General features: G+C 58.3%; 12 protein-coding genes and 1 pseudogene. 5 read left to right on the top strand and 8 right to left on the bottom strand.

The window, feature by feature from the left end; all coding sequences use genetic code 11:
- Nucleotides 1-231 precede the first annotated feature (231 nt).
- Nucleotides 232-3,111: an SBBP repeat-containing protein gene (locus J3U88_RS35460; RefSeq protein WP_423842090.1), complete on the bottom strand. Its 2,880-nt coding sequence runs from the start codon at nt 3,109-3,111 to the stop codon at nt 232-234.
- A 249-nt stretch (nt 3,112-3,360) separates the two neighbouring features.
- Here J3U88_RS35460 and J3U88_RS35465 point away from each other — a divergent pair, with 249 nt between their 5' ends.
- Nucleotides 3,361-3,525 (top strand): hypothetical protein, encoded by a 165-nt coding sequence (locus tag J3U88_RS35465; protein WP_423842091.1) that lies wholly within the window; start codon nt 3,361-3,363, stop codon nt 3,523-3,525.
- An 87-nt stretch (nt 3,526-3,612) separates the two neighbouring features.
- Here the strand turns inward: J3U88_RS35465 and J3U88_RS35470 are convergent.
- The 4 genes and pseudogenes from J3U88_RS35470 to J3U88_RS28625 form a co-directional block, all read right to left on the bottom strand.
- A pseudogene (locus J3U88_RS35470) lies at nt 3,613-4,674 on the bottom strand (DUF7948 domain-containing protein); the annotation flags it as partial.
- A gap of 446 nt (nt 4,675-5,120) precedes the next feature.
- The gene (locus J3U88_RS28615; RefSeq protein WP_207862441.1) at nt 5,121-6,059 is read right to left on the bottom strand and encodes an immunoglobulin domain-containing protein; all 939 of its coding nucleotides are present in this window, start codon (nt 6,057-6,059) and stop codon (nt 5,121-5,123) included.
- Nucleotides 6,038-6,355, bottom strand: coding sequence for an SBBP repeat-containing protein (locus J3U88_RS35115; RefSeq protein WP_207862442.1), 318 nt, complete (start codon nt 6,353-6,355; stop codon nt 6,038-6,040). The genes J3U88_RS28615 and J3U88_RS35115 overlap by 22 nt, the downstream gene beginning before the upstream one ends.
- Nucleotides 6,356-7,792: a DUF7948 domain-containing protein gene (locus tag J3U88_RS28625; RefSeq protein WP_207862443.1), complete on the bottom strand. Its 1,437-nt coding sequence runs from the start codon at nt 7,790-7,792 to the stop codon at nt 6,356-6,358.
- 395 nt (nt 7,793-8,187) lie between these two features.
- Here J3U88_RS28625 and J3U88_RS28630 point away from each other — a divergent pair, with 395 nt between their 5' ends.
- A complete protein-coding gene (locus J3U88_RS28630; RefSeq protein ID WP_207862444.1) occupies nt 8,188-8,616 on the top strand; it encodes a DUF6210 family protein in 429 nt (142 codons plus the stop codon).
- Nucleotides 8,598-8,957, top strand: a complete 360-nt coding sequence (locus J3U88_RS28635; RefSeq protein WP_207862445.1) for a hypothetical protein — start codon at nt 8,598-8,600, stop codon at nt 8,955-8,957. The genes J3U88_RS28630 and J3U88_RS28635 overlap by 19 nt, the downstream gene beginning before the upstream one ends.
- 5 nt (nt 8,958-8,962) lie before the next feature.
- On the opposite strand, the gene J3U88_RS28640 is transcribed toward J3U88_RS28635, so the two are convergent.
- From J3U88_RS28640 to J3U88_RS28650, 3 genes are all read right to left on the bottom strand, one after another.
- Nucleotides 8,963-9,373: a hypothetical protein gene (locus tag J3U88_RS28640; protein WP_207862446.1), complete on the bottom strand. Its 411-nt coding sequence runs from the start codon at nt 9,371-9,373 to the stop codon at nt 8,963-8,965.
- Nucleotides 9,374-9,947: 574 nt separating this feature from the next.
- A complete protein-coding gene (locus J3U88_RS28645; RefSeq protein ID WP_207862447.1) occupies nt 9,948-10,622 on the bottom strand; it encodes a hypothetical protein in 675 nt (224 codons plus the stop codon).
- Between the two features lie 13 nt (nt 10,623-10,635).
- Nucleotides 10,636-11,946: a DNA cytosine methyltransferase gene (locus tag J3U88_RS28650; RefSeq protein WP_207862448.1), complete on the bottom strand. Its 1,311-nt coding sequence runs from the start codon at nt 11,944-11,946 to the stop codon at nt 10,636-10,638.
- A 209-nt stretch (nt 11,947-12,155) separates the two neighbouring features.
- On the opposite strand from J3U88_RS28650, the gene J3U88_RS28655 reads away from it, so the two are divergent.
- Together J3U88_RS28655 and J3U88_RS28660 are read left to right on the top strand one after the other, a co-directional pair.
- A complete protein-coding gene (locus J3U88_RS28655) occupies nt 12,156-18,215 on the top strand; it encodes a WD40 repeat domain-containing serine/threonine-protein kinase (protein ID WP_207862449.1) in 6,060 nt (2,019 codons plus the stop codon).
- A 221-nt stretch (nt 18,216-18,436) separates the two neighbouring features.
- Nucleotides 18,437-20,170 carry a serine/threonine-protein kinase gene (locus tag J3U88_RS28660; RefSeq protein WP_207862450.1) on the top strand — a complete coding sequence of 578 codons (1,734 nt, stop codon included), beginning with the start codon at nt 18,437-18,439 and terminating at the stop codon, nt 20,168-20,170.
- Nucleotides 20,171-20,618 lie beyond the last annotated feature (448 nt).

Genomic DNA, 20,618 nt, shown 5'->3' on the forward strand with positions numbered 1-20,618 from the left:
AGTGGATCAACGAACCAACACGTGGATAGCCGGCTATTTGGGGAATTTTCAGAATAATAAAAATAAATAAAAATTGCATTAAAAAAAAACATAAATCGTGGCTTGTGAAAAATAGAACTCTGTGCCCTCGTTAAATAAAGTATGGTAAGTGAACCGTACGCTAATTCTTAAAGAAAAAAGGCCGGATGCTTGATTGACATCCGGCCCCGTGGTGTTGTTTCTAGGATTGGGTTAAAGCGGGCAAGGGAATGGATCGGTCAGGTTGAGGTACAGGAAGTCGCGCACGTCGATGAAGCCGTTGCCGTCGGGGTCGTTTTCGAAGGGGCGTTGCCAGAACGGGGTGAGCTCCCACAGGTCGGCGATGTTGTTGCACCCGTCCCCGTTGGCGTCGTCGTACCCCGTGTTGGGCGAAACCAGCAGCCAGGCGCTTGCCGTGGTTTCCGCGTTGGTGTCGGTGTCGCGGACGGTGGCCGTGACCTGGGTGGAAACGGACGGCGGCGGGTTCAGCGTGACCATGCCCCCGTTGGTGACCAAGGTGGTGGCGGGGTCTGCCGACCATAGGGTCGTCGTGTTGATCCCGGCACAGGCGAGGTTGACTTCAAATTCCGGCGGGTTAAGACCGAGCCCTTGGGATACGGGTTGGACCGATACATCGGCAAGACCGCTGATGGTGAGCAGGGCGGCATCGGAACGCAGGCTGCTGCAACTATCGGTAACCTCACACTGGTAGGAACCCGCATCCGCGCTCGTCACCGAGGCCAGCACCAAGTCGGCACTGGTTTCGCCACCCAGCAACACATTGTCTTTGTACCATTGGTAGGTCAACGAACCGGCGCCCTCGGCCACGACGCTGAATTGGACTTGTTCCGTGGGGCAGGTGGTTACATCCGACGGCTGGGTGGTAAAGGAAACGCCCCCGGACAAGGTCACCGCTAACTCGGCGCGCGGGCTGGGGCCGCAGGCGTTTTCGGCGGCCACGGTGACGTTGCCGGCAATCGTTCCAAAGGTAACGGTAATCGAGGTGGTCCCCTGCCCCGCGGTGATGGTGGCGCCGAACGGCACGGTCCAGGTATAACCGGTTGCGCCGGTCACCGCGGCCACGCTGTAGGTCACCCCGGTTTGACCCGAGCAGAAGGTGGTGCTGCCGGTGATGGCGCCCGCGGGATCGGGGAGGTCGAAACAGATCGCGGTAACAAAACCGTCGCCCACGCCGCCGGGATTGGGTTTGAAGGACCCCGCGGTGGTTGGGAATTCACTGGAGCGGGTGGAACCGACGACCACGCCGTTGCCGCTTGGGTCAAACACAACACCGTTGCCGTAATCTTCGTCCGCGCCGCCGAGGTAACTCGAGTACAAGGACTGGGTTCCGTCATCGCTCAGCAGGGTGACAAACGCATCGGTCCCGCCGTTGGCGGAGCGATCAAAGGCATTGGTGGTCGTGGGGAAGTTGGTGGATTCGGTTTGGCCGGTGATCACGGCCCGGTCGTCGCTGTCCACCGCGATGGATGCGGGGTAATCGCTACGGGAACCGCCGAGGTAGGTGGCATAGGTCAAGGCATTACCCGCGCTTGCAATCCGCGCGGCAAAACCTTCGTAGACGCCGCTGAAACTGGTGTCAAAGGCGCCGCCGGTGATCGGGAACGAGGAGGAACGGGTGTACCCCGTCACGTAAAGATCGTCGTTTTGGCCGATGGCGATGCCGGTGGCGGTGTCTTGGCCGCTGCCGCCGAGCAGGGTGGAAAAGATGAGGTTGGTGCCGGTGACGTTCAACAGGCTGACAAATACGTCGTCGTCGCCGTTGGCGGTTTCGTCGTAGGCGCCGGCGGTGGTTGGGAAGTCGGCCGCGCCGGTGGTGCCGGCAAGGGCGGCGTTACCGGCGCCGTCCAAGGCGATCCCGGCGACCTCGGCCCCGCCCGTGGTACCCAATAAGGTCGAATACAGCAGCGCGGTGCCGGTGGCGTTGAATTTGGTGACAAACCCGTCTGAACTGCTCGCGAAGGTGGTGTCGAAGGCGCCGCCGGTGGTGGGAAAATCACTGGCAAAGGTGGCACCCACCACGTGCGCGTTGCCGGCGCCGTCGACGGCAATGTCGGTGGCGCGCTCAAACCCGTCCCCTCCCAAAAAGGAAGAGTAGGACAAAGCGGTACCGGTTGCGTTGAGTTTGGTGACAAACACATCGGAAGTACCGGTCAGCGTTTGGGAGAAGGCGCCGGCGGTGGTTGGGAAATCGCTGGAGCGGGTAAAGCCGGTGACATAAGCATTACCGGCGCCGTCGACGGCGACGGCGACCCCGCCCTCTTCCTGACTGCCGCCGATGTAGGTGGCGTAGGTCAAATTGGCCCCGGTGGGGTCCAGTTTGGCGACATAGACATCGTTTGAACCATTAAAATCGGGGTCAAAAACCCCGCCGGTGGTGGGAAAGTCCTCGGCTTGGGTATCGCCGGTGACATAGACGGCACCCGCGCCGTCGACGGCCACATCAAAGGCGGCGTCGCCGCTAGACCCCCCGAGGAAGGTACTGAACCGCAGGGTGGTCCCGGTCGAATCAATTTTGGTGACAAAGGCGTCGACATTCCCGCCGAGGGCGCGATCAAAACCGGAGGCAGAGGTGGGGTAATCCGCAGAATGGGTTTTGCCGACGACGATCACTTGGTTATCGAGGTCGAGGTTCATCCCAAAGGCCTCATCGGTGCCCGTGCCGCCGAGAAAGGTCGCGAACTCAAGGTTGGTACCGGTTGCATTCACCTTTACGATAAACGCATCGAGGACCCCGCCGAAGTTCTCTTGAACGCCGCCCAGGGATGCGGGGAAATTGCTCGACGCCGTGGTTCCGGCCAGGTAGGCGTTGCCTTCAGAATCGACCGCGACCCCGACGACGTCCTCCGTGGATGAGCCGCCGAGATAGGTGGCGAACATGAGGTTGGCGCCGGCGGCGTCCAGTTTCGCGACAAAACCGTCGTTGGTGCCGCTCAGCGTTTGGTCGAAGGCGCCGTTACTCGCGGGGAAATCGTTGGAAAACGTTGAACCCGCGACGATGATGTCGCCGTTCCCGTCCAGCACCAGCCCGGCAATGTCGTCGAAACTGCTGCCGCCCAGAAAGGTAGAAAACATCAGCGTGGCGCCGTTTTGACTGAGTTTGCTCACAAAGGCGTCGTGGGAACCGTTGGCTTCCTCGTCAAAAGCGCCGCCCGAAACGGGATAATCGGAGGAGGCGGTTTCCCCGGCGATCAGGGTGTTGCCGCTGCTGTCCAGGGCGATGGTAACGGGTCGGTCAAAGCGGGTCCCGCCGATCAAGGTGGCGTATTCGAGGTTGCTGCCGAGCGCGTCGATGCGGGCGACAAAACCGTCCTCGAAGCCGTTGTGGCTGCCGTCATAGACGCCGGCGGTGGTGGGAAAATCGGAAGAAGCGGTGCCGCCGGTGACCACCGCGGCGCCGTTGTCGTCCACGGCGACGGCGTAACCGACATCATCATCGCCGCCCCCCAAAAGCCCGGCGTACAGGAGTTGGGTGCCGTTTGGGTTTAACTTGGCGACAAACACATCCAAATCGCCCTCATGGGTTCGGTTCCAACCGTTGTTGGTGGTGGGAAAACCAGGCGAGGCGGAGCCGGTGAGGTACAGGTTGTCGAAGATGTCCAGGGTCAGGCCGTAGGCGATATCCGCCCCTTCACCGCCGAGAAAGGTGCTGTACTCAAGGCCGCTGCCGGCGCTGTTGAGTTTGGTGACAAACACATCGGTGGTCCCGTTCCATTCCGCGTCAATGGCACCGGCTTGGGTGGGAAAATCCGCGGTGGGCGTTTCACCGGCGATGTAGGTGTCGCCTTGCACATCGCTTGCCGCGGCGCGGGCGATTTCGTCGCCAAAACCACCACCACCCCCGAGGAAGGTGCTCCAGGTCAGTTCGGGTTCCATTTTCAGCGCGTAGCGCGGGTTGTAGTTACCCGGGGCGAATCCATAAGCGCCGTCACCCAAAATGCGCAGGGCGACGCTCACCGGGACGCGGCGCCCGTCGATCAGTTGGGACGCTTTGACGCGGCCGATCTGCAGTTGTGCGCCGGCGATTTCGGCGATCAGGTCACCGTTCTCGGTTTGGGTCAAGGCGGCGCCGGTTTGCATTTCGATCACCGAGGGATCGGCACCGGGCGCAACGATCACCCGATAAGCGAGTCGGTCCATAAACCCGAGGTATTCGACGGAGACGCCGTCCCAAACCCGGTCGTAAACCACTTTTTCGTAAGTGGGCAAACCGGTTTGCCAGCGTTCACGGGGTCCGACAAGGAAGTTAACGGTTGCATCGGTTTGGCCGGCCAAGCGTGGGGTTAACCCTTTTTTGGCGGCAAACGCGGGGTCAAACCCGGACTGGAACACGGCCAAAGGTGTTCCGGTACCGGTGTTGCCGACTTTTTGCGCGGGCGATGGGGCACGCATGCCGATAAAGGCACCTGAAGCGGTGAAATAAACGCGGCCGAAGCGCGTTTGAACGAAGGCTGTCACCCCGTCCTGCTGGGAAAGCCGTTTGCCGGTGTTGGGGTGTGCCTGGTTGGGGATGAAGTAACTGGGCGCCGACATATAGGACGCCGTCGCGGCCGTTTCGGTCTCGGTCGTTACCTGGCCGAAAAGCATTCCTACACTGAGTAAGATCAGGGTGACACTGGTCGTGGTTAAACGTGTCATAACACTTCCTTTATGGATAGGGTGAGGAAATCTTCAAGACCACCCCCCTCGGCACGTAGGTCGGATGCGGCACGGTCCGCGTGGGGGTGATTCCATCGCGACGCGATTTACGTGTTTTTGCAGGATGATATCCAAGAAAATAGCATTAAAGGCGTGGTTAACAAAAGGTTGAAGAATAAAACGGTGATCATTATATATATGTTGCGCACCCGCGACGACTCGAGAAACCTTCTTTGTTCCTCCAAAGAATCCGGCACCGCGCCCTTGGTTTGGTCGCGCACCGTGCGTTCTCAGCGGGTGGTTACCGCTGCAGGCGGGTCGCCCCTTTGTCGGCACGCCGACAAAGGGGCTGTTCCGATGGGCCCCTGAGCCACATCGCTTTGGATCGGCATGACTCTGAATGATGTTTTGTACAAGGGGAGGACCGCGGTGGTTTTCCGTCTCACCTACGGACAGGGCGTCGGATCGGTCATCCTCACAAAAAGAAAATCAAGCACCGTGATTTTTCCGTCCCCGCTGGGATCGCCCGCGAAATCTTGGTTCCAGAATTGGGCCAAGTCCCACAGGTCTTGCGTGTTGCTGCAGCCGTCGTCGTTGTAATCCTCGAAGCCGGTGTTGGCCGCAACCAGGATCCACACGAAATCGGTCGCTTGGTTGCCGGTGGTGTCGTCGCTGAGGACCATCTCCAACAGCGTGGTTTCCGTCGGCGGCGGATCCATGGTGACGCGTGGGCCGTCCTCAATAAGCGTGGTCGCCGGGGTCGCGGTCCAGGCCACGCGCATGTTTTGGAAGGAAAAGGCCAAACGCAGGTCGAAGATCAGGGGTTCGGTGCGTGCGATTTGGTCCCGTGGGGTGAGGCTTACCCGTTGCAAGGCGTCAATCGTCAGGTTTGTCGCGGTGGACACAAAGGTCCCGCGGGGCGCGGTCACGGTGCAGTGGTAGGCGCCCTCTTGGGCAAGATCGATTCCAGCCAAACGCAAGCTTCCCTCGGCCTCCCCTTCCAGCAGCACCTCATCTTTAAACCACTGGTAATTCAAGTCTTTGACATCAGCGATGGATGCGATCAGGGTGACGGGATCGCCGGGACAAACCAAAAGCGTCGCGGGTCCCACATCCACGGTCACGTCCGGCAGCAGGGCCACGTCCAAGGAAAAGGCCTGGCCGGGACCACAGGCGTTTTCGGCCGCAACCGATACCGGACCGCCGGCCGCGCCGAAGGTCACGGTGATTTCATGGGTTCCTTGCCCGCCGGTAATCACCGCATCGTCAGGTACCGACCAGCTATAACCCGTGGCGGTCGCCACGGTCGGCACGGTGAACACCACGTTGGTGTCGCCCGCGCAAATGACCGCGTTGCCGTTAATCACCTCGGGGGCGGCCGGCACCGCGGCGGTTTGGTAATAAAGGCGTCGGCGGACCCGTTGCTGGTCGGATCGAACACGCCGGGTGTGGTGGGAAAGGTCCGCGAGCTGGTTTTTCCGGCGATGTAGGCGTTGCCCGCGGCGTCCAGGGCAATCGCGGTTCCGGCATCCCGGCCGCTTTCTCCGAGCAGGGTGCTGTAGACCAAGGCGGACCCGTCGGCCTGCAACGCGCTCACAAAGGCGTCACGGCCCCCGTTGTGGCTTTCGTCGTAGGCGCCGGGCGTGGTGGGAAACAGGGGGTCTTCAGTGTAGCCGGTCACCTAGACGTTGCCGTTGGGCGCCAGGGCCAGACGAGCGGCACCGTCATCGGCCGCGCCGCCGAGGTAGGTTGCAAAGGCAAGCCCGCTGCCGGCGCTGTTGAACTTGGCGACAAAGGCATCCATACTGCCGCCGTGGGTTTCATCAAACGCACCAGGGGTTGTGGGAAAGTCGCTGGAAAAGGTCTCGCCAACCACCGTCACCTCGCCGGCCTCATTCAGTGCAAGATCGGTGATCACCTCGTAGAAGTCACCGCCAAGGTAGGTTCCGTATTCCATCGCGGCACCGGCCGGATCGAGTTTGACCAAAAAGGCGTCGGATGAAAAATTTCCGCCGAAGGTTTGGTCGTAGGCGCCGGGCGTGGTGGGGAAATTGTCGGATCGGGTGTAGCCGCCCACGTAAGCATGCCCCGATGCATCAACCTTCACCGCCCAAGGTAGATCATCGTGACGACCACCGATAAAGGTGCTGTAAAGCAAGGCGGACCCGTCGGGGTTCAGCTTGGCGACATAAACATCCAAGCGACCGTGGAAATCGACCGCGTAGCTGCCGGCGGTCGTGGGGAAATCCGCGGTGGGTGTGGCACCGGTGACGTAGGCGTGGCCCTCGCCGTCGACCGTGACCGCCTCGGCGGTTTCCTCGCCGGACCCGCCGCCACCGCCGAGAAAGGTACTCCAAGAGAGTTGGGGTTCGATGGTCAGCGCCCGGCTGGGATCGAACCCGTCGATTGAAAAGCCCAAGCCGCCGTCGGGCAAGATGCGGTAAAAAACGGTGCGCGCCAATCGCCGACCGCCGACTTCTTGGTAGGCCTGGGGTGTGGCCCAATGCAGTTCGGCACCCGCCAGCGAAGCCGTGATCGTGCCGTCGGCGCCAAGCTGCATGTCGCCGCCGCTGTGCAGGGCGATGCGAGCCGGATCCGCGTGCGGTTCCACGGTGACGCGCATGCGTAGATGATCGGCGCCGGCGAGGTAGGTCACCGAGATACCGTCCCAGACGTGGTCGTAAACCAATTCGCCGTACATGGTTTGATCGGTGCGCCAATTGGCACGCTCACCCACCAAAAAATGCGCCTTGGCCGGGCTAGGCGCGGCGAGACGGGGTGATAACGCACGCTTGGCCGCGTGACCGGGGGCAAAACCCGCCTGCAGGACGACGGTACCGCTTTGGGCACCCCCGCGTTTGGTTTTGTCGGCAGCGGGCATCCCAATCGCCGCCCCGGCCGGGGTAAACAAAACCCGACCCTGTTGGGTTTGCACAAAGGCGACCACCGCGTCTTGATCCACCAGGGTTTTTCCGGTTCGGGGATGGGCCTGATTGGCCAAAAAAAAGCGTGTCGTAGAAGCGTGTTCGGCATAGAGCTCGCTCGCGGCAACCTCGTCCACGACAAAACAACAGCAAAGTAAGGTGATGTGGAACAGGTTCCACCAAGAAAAGTGCATGATTTTTCCTTATGGGGTAATAGGGGGTAAATATCGATAGGTGCAGGCGTCCAGATCGAAACCTTGCGGCCCACAACAAGCCACGGTTCCAGGACAAAAGCTGTTTTTTGAATAAGTAATTCGAGACAAATTGGTGAAATAATGAAGAACGTTAAACCCCGCCAAAATCGTGCTTGAAGCCTGTCAAGCGGGAAGAAGAAGATATGCGCGAAGTATACACCATGCGGCTTTCGGGCAGGAACGAAAACACTTGCCGACTGCTGACCTCACCCGGGCCCATCGACGAACGCCCGCATCAAGGCCTCAAAGGGACGGCGGTTGCTCCGTTTCAAATCGCTGTTTTGCAATTTTCGTCTAGAATTTGGTGAGGACCATAAAAAAACGGGAACCCAATAGTGGCATCGCAACCGATTCACTTAAGTTTGTACAACCTCAACGGCGTTGGTGTTGTTATTAAGAAACAAACCGGCGTCATTTACAGCAATCAAGTCGGTGGTCACTCCTGCCTCCAGCCCAAAATTGAAGGCGTCTTTCTACCGCTTGATACCGACCATCTTCCCGAGGACTATCGGGACAGCAACCTTAACGCGTTGGAGAACCTCGACTGGCAAGCCCAATCCGGTAATCTGACGGTGACCTTGGCCGACCAAGTCGACGCAATTTTGGCACGGCACAATTTCTCAACAGGGATCCTGGTGGATCGACGCAAACTGGAAGACAGCTACGAGGCATGGGTTCACGTCACCCTCTCCCCTTCCCGCGACAGCGTTTACCAAGGACCCGCACGGATGGAGGGGGTTCTCACATGGCCGAACAGCGATTAAGCGAGCAAAACGCCAATTTCCAATGGGAAACATTTAACGATGCTGTTTTACACGAGGTCGAACTTGATTGGTTCGCCGGTGACGCGCGCATCAAAGTAGAAACCACCGGTGAAGATCACCGCGAAATCACGATTGTGGGCCACGGCTTCATGCACACCGCGCTGTCGCGAACTTTTCCCAAGGGACGCAGCGAAGCCATCGCCTCGATTGATGTACACGAGCACCCGGAACAAGCCGACTTGTGGGTGATGAACCTGGTGATTCAAAGCGGCGATGCGTTGGTGATCCACGCGCGCATTTTCGACGTGGACGAAGAAACCAAAAGTTTTTGGGATTTGTAGGCGCGTTAATCGCGATTGGCAACCGTAAAACCGTTGCGCAGTTCGAGCGGAATTTCCGCCGGGCGCACGTTGCGGAAATGGGTACGCCCATTTTCCAAGCGTTCCAATAAAGCAAAACCCAAGGGTGTCTCTAGAAAAATTTGTTCATCTTGCACGGCGACGACCTTAAAGGCTTCCATGCCCAGCCTGTCGCCGGTCTTAAGCGCCTGGCGCTGGTTCCCACCCGAAATCACCGCATAACCGGGCAGCGTTAGGGTGACATCCATTTCGCCGCAGGAGCGCGCGGCCAAAACGTGTTTGACGTCTTCGGCGTCACCGGGTTCGGAAGGGTTTGATGAAAAGCCTGGGCTCTGCGCCCAGCAAGGGGCCGCCGCCAGACTCAGCAAAAGGGTTACATACGAAACAAAACGCACCAAGCAAACCTCCCTCTTGGCAAATTCGCGATTTTGTTGGGTATGTCGCGTCAACCTTCCCCGCGTTGGGGCGTTTGGCGATACCAACGAATGTTGGTTGGATGGGCGTATGGTGCGATGTTTGAGGGCCGGCCGGGTAATGGGGGTCCGGTTCAAAAATCGTTGTCCTGAAGGGGTTGACTTAGGGCGTAAGTGCCGATGAATAAGAACGATAAAGGGTTTAAAAAGAGGACAAGGGCTAAAAAGCTAGATGAAGGGCGGCTGAATCGCCGAGCACCAAATTGAAGAAGACAACCTGCACTAAAGAATAAGGCCTGAGTGAACGATAATCAACGCAAAATTTATTTTGGTGATTTCCGTCAGCCGCGACAGAAAGTTTTGTAAGACCGGGTCAAGTGCGATCCGCGCGGGTCAGTTTCCACCGAAAAAGTGAGCATTGCGGGCTAGGTTAATTGGTTGTAGCGCCGCAACTCGCTTTCGTGGATGCGTTGGTGAGGCACCAACTGGTAGTGGGACTCCTGAACGACCTTGATGACATCATCAACCAAAGTGAGTTCGAACATCGCGATCAAGTCGTTCACGAGGAATTGGGTGGATACCGACCGACAAATGAGATTTGGAAATTTTTGCCTGCAACATAACAAATCCTGCCGCGTTTGGATCCCTCCAACTGATCGTTCCCCCCTTTCGCCTGAACGGGAATAACAAATTGGCGGCCTTTTTTATCGATTCCTACATAGATTTCGTCAATTTCGATTTGGCCAACGCCTTTCACGGTCGTACGCAGGTGGTTTTGGAGCGAAAAAGTGGGTAGACCTAAAAAAAGATCAATCAGCCTGTTGTAGCGCACCTTCGCAAGCAGCGCTTGTTCATCCGAGAATGCATAAGCGTTGATGATTTCTGGTGTCGCATCAGGGATTTTGATGGTGAGCAAATGGGGATTGGGTTTGATCCTGTTAACCGTCACCAACCGAAATTCGTATTTTGCGCGTCCCGCGCCTTGAATGACCCATTCTTTTTCACCGGTTTGAGTATCGCGGATGCGTTTGGGCATTTCAATGCGATACCGAAGGGCATAAACCACATCGCCAAGATTTTTTGGCAAGGCAACCCCTAATTCTTCCGCCGCGCTTTCTAAATCTGTTCTGAGAAAGGGCAAGACGGTTCGGCCCGCCTGATAACGGTCGAAAAAAATCTTCTCGGCGATGCGTTGATACCTGTTTTGCGTTTTACCCTTTCCGTCATCCACCAAGGTCCCTCCTTACCTATTGGATTCGAAGCGCTTCGATTTCTGTTTGTTTTCGTTTTTTTGCGCCGCTTTTCTTGTTTCGTCCCGCGATGGGAACCGGTACGCCCCAATACTTTGCGGCATGTTTCATATCAAGAACCAGCAGTTGTTCATCACCCAAATCTAGTATCCGTTCCGGCATCGTGGGTTGTGCCTCAAGTACCGCGAGGATTTGTTCTCCAATCGCTCTCGCCAACGGCGGCGGCACCGCATTTCCGATTTGACGCGCGCCGTGCCATTTGGTGGCATGGAAACGAAACCAATCGGGAAAGCCGTGTAGGCGCGCCATTTCGCGGACGGTCACACAACGAGGTACGGCGTAATGGATCGGACGCGGTGAGGTGAATGCGCCTCGTGCCGAATCCGTCCCCGCGCGCAAGGTGTTGGATAACCCATGGGGTGCCAACTTGAAAAAACGAGAAATAGGCTCAACCTTGCCCGGTTCTGTTTCCGTGAACCGTCGTTGCGAAATCATGGTGTGATTCGTTCGCATGCTGGAGGAGAGCAGCTTGCGATCAAAGTTTCGCCGGTAACCACATCCCCAATCCTGGTGTTTGATCCGTCTCATTGTTGCCGCATATTCGCTCGGCTGTCCCCAATCATCTGTATGAACCCAATCCCTTCTTGCCAGCAGCGGAAACCGCTCTACTTTCGGAAGATCGGCCAAAGCCTCGGCACAATTGGGGGCCTTTGGCAGCAAAAGATTGGGGGTTTTGGGTGAGGCGGTACGCGGATTTGGGTAATCGGGTAAGGGGTGGCCTTTGCGCGCACCCATTAAAAAAAGCCGCTCCCGATATTGGGGTGCCCCGAAATCACATGCGTTGAGAATCCGCCAGGGATCTTGAACTTGATAACCAACTTGTTCAAAGGCTTCCAACAATTCCCCTAAGAAGGAACGATGTTTCCCTAAGGTCAGGCCTTTGACATTTTCGAACACAAAATAGGTAGGTGAAAGTTCGGCAATCAAGCGAACGAATTCCCGCACCAAGGCGTTGCGCGGATCGTCCAGGGATCGCTGACCAATCATGGAAAACCCCTGACAGGGCGCCCCGCCAAACACGAGATCGATGGGTTTGCCGTGCAATTTTGCGGCGTCGCGAATCGTCTGACCTGAGAGACCGAGAACCGAGAAAGGGATGGTTGTACATAAGGGAAAGTTGTAAGCGTGGATGCCGGCATGGACCGGATCGATCTCAACGGCCGCGGCGATGTCGAAGCCGGCCTCCTCAAAACCAAGACTCATCCCGCCCGCCCCGGCAAACAAGTCAATCGCAATCGGTCTGGACAAGAACAACCTCCCCAACAGAGCAAAAAAGCGAATCTGAAAACGGCATCGAATCTTAACACGAACCGGTCGCTACCCCTCGGCGCGAGTTTTGTTTTGGAAATTCACTTCCTCGGGCGTTTCTTAGATGAAATGCCTTCCTTGGACCCGATTGAAACAACTGTGATAAAGTGAAGTTCTCTATTCGCCACATTTTCAGGATTCCAAAGAACATGAGCCTTTCTTTTGCGGAAGAACTTCCCGTTATCGGCTCGCGTGTCGGCCCCTATCGCATTTTGCGCAAATTGGGTGCCGGCGGCATGGGCGCCGTTTACTTGGCCAAACGCGAGGACGATGTGTTGCACATGAACGTGTGCATCAAGTTCCTGCACGAGCACATGAATACCCCCGAGGTGTTGGCCCGCTTTCGTCGCGAACGCCAACTCATGGCCGACCTCAACCATCCTCATATCGCCACCCTCCTGGATGCCGGGCTCACCGAAAAGGGCCGACCCTACATCATTATGGAACACATTCGCGGCCGCCACATCGATGCCTGGTTCCGCGATACCCATCCCGACCTGGCCCTCCTCCTGGAAACCTTCCTCAAGGTGGTTGAAGCCGTGGGTTCCGCCCACGAACAAGGCATCATTCACCGTGACATCAAGCCGCAAAACATTTTGGTGACCGACCAGAACATTCCCAAATTACTGGATTTCGGCATTGCCCATTTCGCCGAGACCGGCGACGGCAGAAGCGAGCAGGGACCCATGACCCCTGCTTACGCCGCGCCGGAACAGCGGTTCGCCCGCGGCGTCTCCCCCGCAACCGACGTGTACGCCCTCGGTTTGGTTCTGTTCCAATTGCTTTCCGGCGCCGCACCCTATCGCCTGGGTTGCAGTCCACGCGAGGCCGTGGATCACCTGTTACAAGGCCGTCTGCTCGCCGAAGACCCGGCTTTTGCCGAGGGCGCGCCGACCCTGTGTCACCATGCCGCCGAAAAAACCATCGACACCCCCGAGGCCCTTACGCCGAACCGGGATTCCCAGGGTTCACCACCCCCACCCCGTCCCGGGGGCGCGCGGCAACCTTTTCCCGAGGCCTTGGGTTACGTGTTGCGGCGGTGTTTGGCGGATTGGGGCCACGAACGTTTTGCCAACGGCAACACCTTGGCTACCGCCCTCAAGCGCTTGAAAAAAAATGTGTTCCATCTCCAAAGCGCCCCGACCGATCCCGCCAAATCCCTCGACGCCGTCTTTTGGTGCCATCCGCATGATCGCGATCAGGTCACCGAACTCACCGCCGTTTTGGCCGAACGGTACAAGCTCCGGGTCCAGCCGAAATCGCGCGAGGGTGCCGCGGAACTGGACGACGAACGCTTTGAAACGACGGTGGCCAACGCCCACGCCTGTGTGATTTGCCTGGGCCGCGACGATCACATCCCCTGGTGGGTGGGTTCGGCCCAGCGCGACGCCCTCGCCTTTTATGCGGGCGACCTCAACCTGGTGCCGCTCCTGCTCCCCGGCGCGGCTTTCCCCGAAAAACAAAGCGCCCTGCCGGGATTTCTACGGGGACGAACCTGGCGACGCGTCAATCCCGGCAACGAACACGAAATGGCCGCGCTGGTGGCGGCGATCCACGGCAAAACCCGCGACGAAAAAGTCGCGCTGCAACCCAACGGGCTGTGCCCGTTCCGCGGTCTCGAGGTGTTTCGCGAGGAGGATCAGCATTTGTTTTTCGGGCGCGAGGCACTGAGCCAGGCCGTTTTGGAACATGTCCGCGTCCACCGCTTCAGCGCCGTGTGCGGGCCGTCCGGCAGCGGCAAATCGTCGCTGGTCCAGGCCGGCGTCTTGCCCGCCCTGCGCAAAAAAGACACCGCCGTGTTGCTGATGGCCCCCACGCAGAACCCCTTCGCCGAGCTGGCGTTCGGTCTCAGTGGTTTGTTTGCCACCCGCGAGGCCTTCCGCCCGGCCGAACACCTGTTGCGTCGCCTCCAGGCCTCGAGCGAAGCGCTCACCACCATTCTGCGCGATTGGCAGGTCATCGCCGAACAAACCAATCTGTGTTTGGTGATCGACCAATTCGAGGAACTGTTCACCCTGGCCGATGAGGCGGAAACCACCGCCTTCGCCGACAGTTTGTGCCGGCTCCTCGATCAGGCCGACCCGGGGATTCAGGTGTTGCTGACCATGCGCGCCGATTTTTTGGGTAAATGCGCCGTCCATTTTGGGCTCAACAACTACATTGTCGACCACCTCTTCCAAGTCATGCCGATGGACCGCGTTGATTTGGCCCGTGCGATTACGGCCCCGGCCCTGCTCGCCGGTTTGCGCCTGGAAGCCGGTTTGTTGGACCGCTTGCTCGACGACGTCGCCGGCGCGGCGGGCAAACTCCCCTTACTGGAGCACGCGCTGCTGGAGTTGTACGAACGCCGCGAGGAAGGGCTGTTGACCCGCGCCGCCTACGACGCCGTCGGCGGCATCGCCGGTGCGCTTGCCGGTCGCGCCGAACAGGAATACGCCGCCTTGACACCCGAGGCGCAGAAGGCGCTGCGTTCGATGTTTACCCTGTGTTTGGTGCATCCCGGCGAGGGCACGCAGGACACCCGACGCCGGGCCACCCAAAAAGAACTGGCCGCGGTCGGCGGCGAACACGCGCAAGCATTGCTGGACGATTGGACCGCGGCGCGGCTGCTCTCCAGTTCCCACGATTCGGTGCGCAATGTGATTTTGGTGGATGTGGCCCACGAGGCCTTGATCCGCAACTGGCACCGCATCCGCGAATGGATGGATGAAGATCGCGATACCGCGCGGCGCATCAACCGCTTGCGTCGGCGGGCGGCCGAATGGGACGACGCCGGCCGCGACCGCGATCACCTGTTGCGCGGCGGTCCCCTGCTGCAAATGGCGGAACTCCAGGAAAACCACGGCGGCGTAGTGGGCGCCTTGGAAACCGAATTTGTGACGCGTTCGCTGGAAGGTCGCGCGCGGGAGCAGCAACGGCAACGGCTGATGCTGGTGGTTGTCTCGGCCTTGGGGCTGGTCAGCGCGGCGCTGGCCGTGTTTGCCTTTACCTTGTTTTTCCAATCCAAGGCCGCCAACGCCGCCGTCTCGGCGGCCAGGGAGCGGGCCGAAACCGCCAGGAACCAAGCGGAACAACAAACCTTGGCAAGCAATTACAACCTGGCGCTCGCCCTGAACGAAAAAGCAGGGATCGCCCTCGACAATGGCAAGGCGCAAGAGGCCTGGCTGCTATCGCTCGCGGCACTCAGCCAGGAAATACCCGCCGACAAAGCCTTGCCCGAACCGGTCGGCCGCTTCGCCGATCCGCGCCTGCAAGCCAAAAACCGACTGCTGTGGACCTCTCCCGTTGTCACCAGCGCCGTTCAGCTCGCCGTAAGCGACGACGGCCGTTGGATCGCCTTGGCCGACCGGCAGGGTTTGGTGCGTTTGCTCAACGGGGCGACCGGAATCGAAGAAGCCGTACTCGGCCAGGTCAACCAAGGCGTTTCCCACCTGGCCTTTCGCCCGGACGGCGGCGCCGTGGCCGCCGGTTCCCGCCAAGGTGGCGTAATTGTATGGGACCTGGCCCGTCGACACGGGCTCAAGGTCGGCGAAAATACCGGGGACGGGGTCGCCGCCCAGGCCCTTTCCGCCGACGGCCGCTGGATTGCCGTTGCCCACGACAGTGGTACCTTGGTGCTGGCTGATCCCCAAAATAACCGCACCCTTCACCATTTCGCGGATTTGGGGTGGCCCAGCCACTTGGTGTTCCTCGATGACGTTTTGTTCGCGGCCAACCAGGCGGGCGCGTTGTGGCACCTCCCGGTCAGGCCGGGGCAAACACCCGTACCCAGAAGCCTGTCGCCCGCGCGCGAGCATCCCGTGCGCGCTTTGGGCCTGATCGGCGATGACCGCGTTGGTTTGGTAGACGGCGCCGGTCGTTTCGAGTTGTACCGCCACGACGGCACCCGCGTCCAGTCGCGGGAATTGAACCACACCGTTACCGCCGCCGGCATCGCGCGCACCGACGGACGGATCGTGCTCGCCGACGGGAAGGCACCGCTCCGGGTGTGGGACCCCGATGCCAAACAGGAATACCAACTCGAAACCGGCACCGAATTGCAGCAGCTTTTTCTCCACGGCGAAACACTCAGCGGCTTGGACCCAACCGGGCGGCTCCTTCGTCTCGACATCCACACCGGCAAACCGCGCCAAGCCCTGCTGGGCGCGGCGGCCGGACTGTGGCGGGTGGCCTACAGCCCTGACGGCACCAAGCTAGCCGCGGCCTGTTTGGACGGCAGCGTGTTGCTTTACAGACCGCGCGAAGGCGTCCGCCAAACCAAGGTCCTGCGCGGGCATCAGGGCGTGGTGTTTGACGTGGCGTTTTCACCCGACGGCAAACGGCTGGCCTCCTGTGGTGAAGACCAAACCATTCGCCTGTGGAACCTGGCCGACGGCCGCGAAACCGCCGTCTTGCGCGGCCACGAAAACACCGTATTCAGCGTGGCTTTTTCACCGGACGGCCGCCGGCTCGTCTCCGGCTCGGGTGATCGCACCCTGCGCCTGTGGGACCCCGACGCCCCGGCCGACCAGGGCCCGCTCGCCGTGTTTACGGGCCACGCGCACAGCATTTACTCGGTGGTTTATTCACCGGACGGCACCCGCGTGGCCAGCGCGGCCGGGGACACAACCGTGCGGCTGTGGGATCCCGAGGCCGCGCCGGACATCGCACAAAAACGAATGTACCTCGGCCATCGGGGCCGCGTGTGGGAAGTGGTTTTTTCGCCGGACGGTAACCGCCTGGCAACCGCCGGCGAGGATAAAACCGTGCGCTTGTGGGATAACCGCGTACCGGAAGCCGAGGCCGCCCGCCAGGTTTTCCACGGCCACCGTGCCTCCGTCTCGGGCGTCGCCTTTTCGCCGGACGGCACGCGGATCGCCTCCTCTTCCGGTGACAGCACCGTGCGCTTGTGGGATGCCGCCGCCCCGGCCGAAACCGCGTTACGTGGGGTGTTACGCGGCCACCACGATGCGGTCTGGGACGTGGCCTACGCCCCGGAGGGAACACGCTTGGCCGGCGTTTCCGTGGACCAAACCCTGCGCATCTGGGACCCGCGGGAAGACGCCGTCACCCCGCTCCTAACCGGCCACACGGAAAACATTTTGGGCATGGCCTTCGCGCCGAACGGGCAACTCCTGGCCTCGGCCTCCCAAGACGGCACGGTGCGGGTGTGGGATCCCCGTACCGGCGAGGCCCGCGCGGTGTTGCGGGGTCATACCGGCGCGGTCAACGACGTGGTTTTTTCCCCAGACGGCAAGCGCCTAGCCACCATCGGCCTGGACCACAGCCTGCGCATGTGGGATCCCCATGCCCCGCCGGGAAAAGCGGCCCGCGGCGTGATCGGCACCCACCAATCATCGATACGATGCGTGGCCTTTTCACCCGACGGCCGCCGGATCGCCACCGGCGGACGCGATCAAAGCGTGCGCCTGTGGGACCCATCCGCGCCGCCGGGTCGGGCCGCCGTCGCCGTTTTCGAGGGCCACGGTGCCAGCGTGATCGGCTTGGCTTTTTCGCCGGACAGCCGCCTGCTCGCCAGCGGATCCCGTGACCAAACCGCGCGGCTGTGGCGCTACCAGACGGCCGACGGAGAAAAAGAACCCGTCATTCTGCGCGGCCACGCGGGCAGCGTGATCGGGGTGGCGTTTTCACCGGACGGCGCGCTCTTGGCCACTGCCTCCCACGATCAAAGCGTGCGCCTGTGGGACCCGAACGCGCCGGCGGCGGAGGCGGAACGCGCGGTACTGCACGGCCACCAAGGCGCCGTCTACGGGGTCGGCTTCTCCCCGGACGGCGCGCTGTTGGCAACCGCATCGTCGGACCTAACCGTGCGGCTGTGGGATGTGCGGAGCCGCCGCCCGCTGGCCGTCCTCGAGGGTCACTCAAGCGGCCTCAACTTCTGCGCCGCCTTCCAGCCGGGCGGCAGCCAACTCGCCACGGTCACCAACGACAACCGCATCCGTTTCTGGCATTTGGCGCGCCTGATCCGCGCCCCGGCCGACGTCCCCGCGTTCCAGTATTACCGTGAACTACGCGACCGCGCCCTGTACCAAATGGGCTACCGCCTCGACGGTTTCCTGCTCATCCCCCAACCCCACCTCCGCCTAGAAGGCGTCGGCAAACCCGTGCAGCCCTCCAACTGGGACCACCTCGACCAACCCTACCAACCAGGAACGGACTACGCCCGCTGGTTACTGGGTGAGGACACGTCTAAAGGGACGGGGCTCTGAACAAGAAGGTTCGGGGTAGTATTGAGCGAAAGTGAGCGATGCGCGGCCGGCCTACCCGCATAAAATGTTGGGATGGAAGGCCCCCGTGGGAAATCCGTCGAAAGATGTTTTACCAGAAACACCTCGCAGTGATTGCACCTTTTAGGTAAAACAAATCATCGTTTGAGGTGACCGTTTAGTTGTAGCAGGGGTTTTCATTTAGGTCGTTAAAAGGAATTCACTTGAGTATCGAACAATCAATATATTTCAAGTTGAGAGAAATCGAGATCAAAGGGTTGATCAAAGCTAGTGTGAACTCGAAGGTTTATATTGGGTTTGAGAAAAGGCCGATTAAAAGAAAGGTCGCAGTGAAGGTGATTAACACAAGCGGCTATCAAAAAACACAGGAACAAGCTTTCTATCGCGAGATTGAATCTGTCTCAGGCTTGAATCATCCAAACGTCGTTAAATTTTTCCATTGCAGCAATATTGAAAACCATCTGTTTTACATAGTTATGGAATGCATAGATGGAGGAAACATTCTTGAATATATCAAGAGAAGCAACTGCACGCCAAGACATAACCTAGACCTTGTAATGCAGCTATGCTCTGGTTTAAAGTATATCCACAACAAAGGTGTAGTCCACGCCGACTTGAAACCTGAAAACATTCTTGTTGATACTTCTGAAAAAGAACCCAAGGTAAAGATTATCGATTTTGGCCTTTCTCAGAAAACGAAGCAACCAAATATCAGCAGTCCTATGCCTCAAGCGGCAGAAATAGGCGGAACCCTTGGCTATCTTGATCCTTATAGATTGCATGTTAATATGGCCTTACCAAGCACTTCTTCTGACATCTATGCACTTGGGATCATTATTTTTGAAATTTTTTCTGGAGTAAAAATTACAAACTTCTTAAACCGTTTATCAAAAACTACAAGTTCAATGGGCTTAATCATGGGTAGTAACCTGAACGAAAAGGTACGTATCTTTATCAAAAGCACCCTATCCTCGATGAGAAACAAGCAACAATACATGAACAACCTATTTGAAATTATTTTGAAATGTATCGCCTTCAACCCCGATGACCGATATTTATCCCTTCATGATCTTCAATATGACCTACAACAAACGATTGAAAACCAACCATTGGATAGACTCATAAACTCACCAATGGCGCGTTTACGACAAATTACAAGAAACAACAAACCAACAATTCAAATCATGTGTTGGACCATGCTTTTTTTGGCTGGGTTATCGCTTACCCTTTCAACAGAGCTAAGAAAAACAGAGGATAAAATTCGAGCTGCCTTTCATGCAAAGAAAGAGGCGGAGGAGATCCTTTCGGTGATGAGTGGGATTATTGGTGACGGGCATCAGCCTTCTTTGCATGCCGAGGCCACTATTTCGGAACGTGTCTATCAAAGCGCCCTGAATTTTGACCAATACCAAATAACAGAAGCCAACAAAAAGAAAATATTGGAAATTTATGCCAGGTTATTCAAGAACACCCGCCATTATGAAGGTCGTTCTGCCGCCGAAACTAAAATTTACCTTGCCACGATTAAGGTTCCGAATATTGATTCAATTGGTTTACTTGAGGCAGAAGCTCGCTTTGGTACCCAACTGTATTACATGGGCAAAGATAAAGAATCGTTGCCTTTCTTGTTGTCAGCCTACAATCGAGGTGCCAACGCATATCTAAATGCCAAGGATCCGTCTCAGCAGATAACGCATTTATTGAGAACCGTGGAAATCGCGACCATCCTCAGTAAAATATACCGATATAAACAGGAGCCACAAAAAGGACTCGAATTTTTATTGCCTCATAAAGAAAGTTTAATTATGCTACGTGAGCAGCACCCAAAGATCGCACGAGGCTTTTTTCATGAATATGGCATCACGCTTGTTTCACTTGGACGGGTTGATGAAGCTGAAGCGGTTTACAACAACTACTATCCCGAGCTCAGCGATTAAACCTAAGCACCTCGATAATCCTTGAGGGTTTTTACCAAACGTCCAGACGACAAAGCCTTGCGAAAAACTCTCCGCACCCAACGGGCTGGCTGCGAAACCTCCACGAGGCAATCACCAAAACATTGTCGGCCGCTCCGAATCAACCACCTCGTTCAGGCGGCTACCCGGACTCGATTTTTTTAAAATATTTTTCATGCCGTTATTTGCAGGAACGCCCGGCCAACAACAAGACCCATGGGACGGAAAAACACTGGATTGAACCCTTTTCGAAGGTGTAGCGGCAGATCCGGCCTTGCGGCTGCTTTGTTCCGCGGCGGCCACATGAAACCCAATGAAATGGGAAACGCGCCAAGTTTGTAAGCCTACCAACGAGCAGGCAAAAACGCGCCCTCGCTTCCTTTAAGCTAGAACCACGAGCCAACGCTAGATCAGGTTGAAGGTCTCGTGC

This window comes from Acanthopleuribacter pedis (genome assembly GCF_017377855.1).
GTDB lineage: Bacteria > Acidobacteriota > Holophagae > Acanthopleuribacterales > Acanthopleuribacteraceae > Acanthopleuribacter > Acanthopleuribacter pedis.

Bases quoted from the DNA above. Each gene is read 5' to 3' on its own strand.
- J3U88_RS28625 (WP_207862443.1), bottom strand. From the start codon at position 7,792: ATGCACTTTTCTTGGTGGAACCTGTTCCACATCACCTTACTTTGCTGT.
- J3U88_RS28655 (WP_207862449.1), top strand. From the start codon at position 12,156: ATGAGCCTTTCTTTTGCGGAAGAACTTCCCGTTATCGGCTCGCGTGTC.
- J3U88_RS35460 (WP_423842090.1), bottom strand. From the start codon at position 3,111: ATGTTTTCTACCTTTCTGGGCGGCAGCAGTTTCGACGACATTGCCGGG.
- J3U88_RS28635 (WP_207862445.1), top strand. From the start codon at position 8,598: ATGGCCGAACAGCGATTAAGCGAGCAAAACGCCAATTTCCAATGGGAA.